Genomic DNA, 4,793 nt, shown 5'->3' on the forward strand with positions numbered 1-4,793 from the left:
CTCCCCCGCCGCGCTGCCGCCCGGGTGCCCGTTCGCGCCGCGCTGCCCGTTGCGGATCGACGCCTGCGACGCGGGCGAGCCGCCGCTGTTCGAGGTCGGCGAGGGACACGGCGCGGCGTGCATCCGCTGGCAGGAGGTGCGCCCGTACGCGGCCGCGCCGGAGCCGGAGGAGGAAGCGGCGCCCCGGCCGCGCGGCGAGCGGACCGTGCTGGACGTGCGCGGCCTGGTCAAGGACTATCCGCTGTTCAAGGGGGCGGTGTTCAAGCGCCGGGTGGGCACGGTGCACGCGGTGGCCGGGATCGACTTCGACATCCGCGAGGGCGAGACGCTGGGGCTGGTCGGCGAGTCCGGCAGCGGCAAGACGACCACGCTGACGCAGATCCTGGAGCTGACCGCGCCGCAGGAGGGCTCCATCGTCGTGCTCGGCCACGACGTCGCGCGGCTCGACCGGGCCCGGCGCACCGCGATCCGGCGCGACATGCAGGTGGTCTTCCAGGATCCGCTGGCCGCGCTCGACCCGCGCATGACGGTCTACGACATCCTGGCCGAGCCGCTGCGCACGCACGGACGGCGCGACCCCGCCCGTCGGGTCTCCGAGCTGCTCGACCTGGTCGGTCTGCACCCCTCCCACGCCGCCCGCCACCCGCAGAGCTTCTCGGGCGGGCAGCGGCAGCGCATCGGCATCGCCAGGGCGCTCGCGCTGGAGCCCCGGCTGCTGGTGCTGGACGAGCCCGTCTCCGCGCTCGACGTGTCGATCCAGGCCGGCGTGCTCAACCTGCTCGGCTCGCTGAAGGACCGGCTGCGGTTGTCGTACCTGTTCGTGGCGCACGACCTGGCCGTGGTGCGGCACATCGCCGACCGGGTGGCCGTGATGTATCTCGGCCGGATCGCCGAGATCGGCCGGGTCGGCGCCGTCTACGACGCTCCCGCGCATCCGTACACGCAGGCGCTGCTCTCGGCGATCCCGCTGCCCGACCCCGTGCGCGAGCGCTCGCGTGAGCGGATCCTGCTCGAAGGCGACCTGCCCAGCCCGGCCGACCCTCCGTCGGGCTGCCGGTTCCGCACCAGGTGCCCGAAGTTCCGGGGCGAGCTCACCGACGCCGAACGCCGGCTCTGCGTGGACGTCGAGCCCGAGGTGCGGCCAGTGGGCGAGGACCACGGGGCGGCCTGCCACTACGCCGAGCGCCGGGAAGTCGTCTGACCAGCCGTGCTGACCAGGAGGAATACGTTCGATGAGAGCATCACGTCGTGTCGTGGCCGTCGCGGTGACGGGGTCGCTGCTGCTGGCCGGCTGCGGCGACGGCCAGGGGGCGATGCCCGGCGTCCAGGGCAGTCCGGGTGACGAAGGCACGATCAAGGCGTACGACATCAATCCGCAGCCGCGCGAGAACGTCCAGGACGGCGGGACGCTGCGCTGGGGCATCAACGAGTTCCCCGCCCAGTGGAACCGCAACCACGTCGACGGCAACCTCGCGGTGGCCGCCTCCGTCAGCAACGCGCTGCTGCCCGCGCCGTTCGTGTCGGACGAGAAGGCGCAGATCTCCGTCGACCGCGACTACGTGCTGGACGCCAAGGTGACCGACCGGCGGCCGAAGCAGGTGGTGACGTACACGCTGAACCCGCGGGCGAAGTGGTCGGACGGAAAGCCGATCACGTGGGCCGACTACCAGGCGCAGTGGCAGGCGCTCAACGGGCGCGACCCCGGCTACCGGATCGCCTCCTCGACCGGTTACCAGGACATCGAGAAGGTGGCCAAGGGCAAGGACGACCACGAGGTGGTGGTGACGTTCGCGCGGCCGTTCGGCGACTGGCAGTCGTTGTTCGGGCCGCTGCTGCCCGCCTCGACCAACAAGACGCCGCAGGCGTTCAACAACGCCTGGCTGAACAAGATCCCGGTGACGGCGGGGCCGTTCAAGTTCGGCGGGTTCGACCAGACGGCCAAGACCATCACCCTGGTACGGGACGACGCGTGGTGGGGGCAGCGGGCCAAGCTCGACCGGATCGTCTACCGGGCGTCCGAGCAGGACTCCCTGATCGGCGCGTTCAGCAACGGCGAGCTGGACGTCATCGACGTGGGGCCGTCGGCGCCCGACTACGCGCGCGCCAAGAACACGCCGGGCGCGCAGGTCCGCCAGGCCGCCGGCCCCGACTTCCGGCATTTCACCTTCAACGGCTCCAGCGAGCTGCTGCGTGACCGCAACGTGCGCCAGGCCGTGCAGCTCGGCATCAACCGGCAGGCCATCGCGCAGTCCGACCTGCAGGGGCTCGACTGGCCGATCACGCTGCTGAACAACCACTTCTTCATGAACACGCAGGAGGGCTACCAGGACAACGCGGGGGCGCTCGGCGTCTACAACCCCGAAAGGGCCAAGCAGATGCTGGACGCCGCCGGGTGGCGGCTGAGCGGCGGCGTCCGGATGAAGGGCGGCAAACCGCTGGAGCTGCGGTTCGTGGTGCCGTCGGGGGTGCAGGTGAGCAAGGCCGAGGGTGAACTGGCGCAGAGCATGCTCGCCCAGATCGGGGTGAAGCTCACGATCAGGTCGGTGCCCAACGACGACTTCTTCACCAGGTACGTCATTCCTGGCAACTTCGACATCACGCCGTTCGCGTACATCGGGACGCCGTTCCCGGTTTCGAGCAGTTACGGCATCTACGCCAACGCCACGGACGGGCGGTGGAACGCGAACTTCGGGCGTACCGGGTCGGCGGCCATCGACGCGGCCATGAAGCGGGCGTCCCAGAGCCTGGACCCGGCGCGGGCCCGCACGGCGACGAACGAGGCCGACAAGCTCATCTGGCAGGAGGTGAACGTGCTCCCGCTGTACCAGCGGCCGCAGAACGTCGCGGTCAAGGAGACGCTGGCGAACGTGGGCGCGCGCGGCTTCTACGACCTCCAGTACGAGAACATCGGCTTCGTCCGCTGACCCTGCGACGGGCGGCCGGAAAGTGTCGGGGGCAGGGTGTAGGACTGGGCGGGTGACGAAGGTGACGTGGGCGCGGATCCTCGCCTGGAGGTTGCGGCGGCAGTTCGTGAGCGGAGGCGACGGGCCTGACGCCGTGGCGGTCGTGCGGCGGTTGTGCGGGGTGCAGGCGCAGGTCGCCTCCTCCGCGCAGCTCGCGGTGGCGGTCAGGAGCGCCCGCCCCGATCCCGGCGAGATCGGCCGCGCCCTGTGGTCGGACCGCACGCTGGTCAGGACGTGGCTCATGCGCGGCACCCTCCACCTGCTGCCCGCCGACGCGCTGGCCGACCACTGCGCGGCCCTGGCCACCCTGCGCTTCTGGGAGAAGGGCTCGTGGCAACGCGGCCACGGCGTCACCGCCGATGAGATCGCGGCCGTCATCGACGCCGTCCCCCGGGTGCTGACCGGTGATCCTCTGACGCGGGAGGAGCTCGTGGACGCCGTCGTGGCGGCGACGGGTGACGCGCATCTGCGTGAGGCGCTCACATCCGGGTGGGGCGCGCTGCTCAAGCCGCTGAGCCGGCTGGGCGAGCTGTGTTACGGCCCGCCCCGCGACGGCCGGGTGACCTTCACCTCACCGGCCCGCTGGGTGCCGGGCCGGCCGGGCACGCCGCCGTCGCCCGAGGAGGCGGGGGTGCGGGTGCTCCGGGCGTTCCTGGGGGCCCACGGGCCGGCCACGCCGGAGATGTTCGACTCCTGGTTGTTCGGCGGGGTGGCGAGGAAGGCCGTGCTCAAGGGCTGGTTCCGCGACCTGGCGCCGGAGCTGGCGGAGGTCGAGACCGACGACGGCATGACCCTGCTGATCCCGGCCGAGCACGTCGACGACCTCGCCGGCACCGCCGAGTCCTCGGCCGTCCACCTGCTGCCGGGGTTCGACCAGTACGTCCTGGCCGCCCCGCGTTCCCTCACCCCGCTGCTGCCGCCGGAGCTCAAGCCCAAGGTGAGCAGGCAGGCGGGGTGGATCTCGCCCGTCGTCGTGCATGCCGGACGCGTCGCCGGGGTGTGGGAGGCGAAGGGCGGCGACATCACCCTCGACCTGGCCGCCCCGGTGCCGCGCGAGCCCCTCGCCGAGGCGGTCGACCGCATGCGCCGCCTGCTCACCGCATAGAGCGCGTCCACCCCCGCCCGACCGGCGAGATCGGACCGGCCGATCGGGGCCGGGGATGGTGTGGGTCAGGCCGGCCCGGGTCAGGCTGAGGCGCCGGCGGTCACGCGGTCCACGAGGCCCTGGGTGCCCTCGGCACGGGCACAGTGGGCGCAGCAGTACCAGTGTTCGCCGGACTGCACCCCATGGCCGATGACCTTGGTGCCGCAGTGTTCACAGATGGGCGCCATCGCCTCGATCGCGCACTGGAAGCAGTCGAACGTGTGCACAGCCCCCTGCGCGTGCACCTCGAACGCCATGTCGTAGTCGTTGCCACACGTCTCACAGATCGCCATGATCATCCCCTTCGCCGTCGATCCGCCGTCGGGATACCCCGTTCCGTGGTCCCATTTCCCCAAATGGCGGCCATATTCCGCCCGTCATGGTCGTTCGGCCAGAAAACGCGCCACGAGCGGCAGCCCGAGCAGCCCGAGGACGGCCAGCGCGGCGGGCAGCCCGAGCCACCCGCTCAGCCCGGCCACGAGCAGCGGGCTCACCACGAATCCGGTGTACGAGATCGTCGAGACGCCCCAGACGAGCGTCCCGCTGGAGTCGCCGGCCGCCGCGTGGCTGAGCAGGGCGGGCACGAGCGGCCCGAGGGCCAGCCCGGTCACCGCGAACCCGGCGATGGAGACCGGCACGCCGCCGCCGATCCCGGCCAGGGCGATGCCCCAGGTGGGGCTGCGCAC

At 71.9% G+C, this 4,793-nt stretch carries 4 protein-coding genes and 1 pseudogene; 3 read left to right on the forward strand and 2 right to left on the reverse strand.

The features are described 5' to 3' along the window. From C1J01_RS46275 to C1J01_RS46285, 3 genes are all read left to right on the forward strand, one after another. On the forward strand, positions 1-1,201 hold a 1,201-nt coding region (locus C1J01_RS46275), incomplete at its 5' end, for an ABC transporter ATP-binding protein (protein ID WP_146615994.1). Positions 1,202-1,232: 31 nt separating this feature from the next. Then, positions 1,233-2,924: an ABC transporter family substrate-binding protein gene (locus C1J01_RS46280; protein WP_111185350.1), complete on the forward strand. Its 1,692-nt coding sequence runs from the start codon at positions 1,233-1,235 to the stop codon at positions 2,922-2,924. Between the two features lie 52 nt (positions 2,925-2,976). Continuing rightward, positions 2,977-4,068 carry a winged helix DNA-binding domain-containing protein gene (locus C1J01_RS46285; RefSeq protein WP_235855127.1) on the forward strand — a complete coding sequence of 364 codons (1,092 nt, stop codon included), beginning with the start codon at positions 2,977-2,979 and terminating at the stop codon, positions 4,066-4,068. Positions 4,069-4,148: 80 nt separating this feature from the next. Here C1J01_RS46285 and C1J01_RS46290 read toward each other — a convergent pair whose 3' ends face one another. Together C1J01_RS46290 and C1J01_RS50735 are read right to left on the reverse strand one after the other, a co-directional pair. Beyond that, a complete protein-coding gene (locus C1J01_RS46290) occupies positions 4,149-4,400 on the reverse strand; it encodes a metallothionein (RefSeq protein ID WP_111185353.1) in 252 nt (83 codons plus the stop codon). An 84-nt stretch (positions 4,401-4,484) separates the two neighbouring features. Further along, positions 4,485-4,793: pseudogene (locus C1J01_RS50735) on the reverse strand (hypothetical protein); the annotation flags it as partial.

This window comes from Nonomuraea aridisoli, assembly GCF_003236395.1.
GTDB lineage: Bacteria > Actinomycetota > Actinomycetes > Streptosporangiales > Streptosporangiaceae > Nonomuraea > Nonomuraea aridisoli.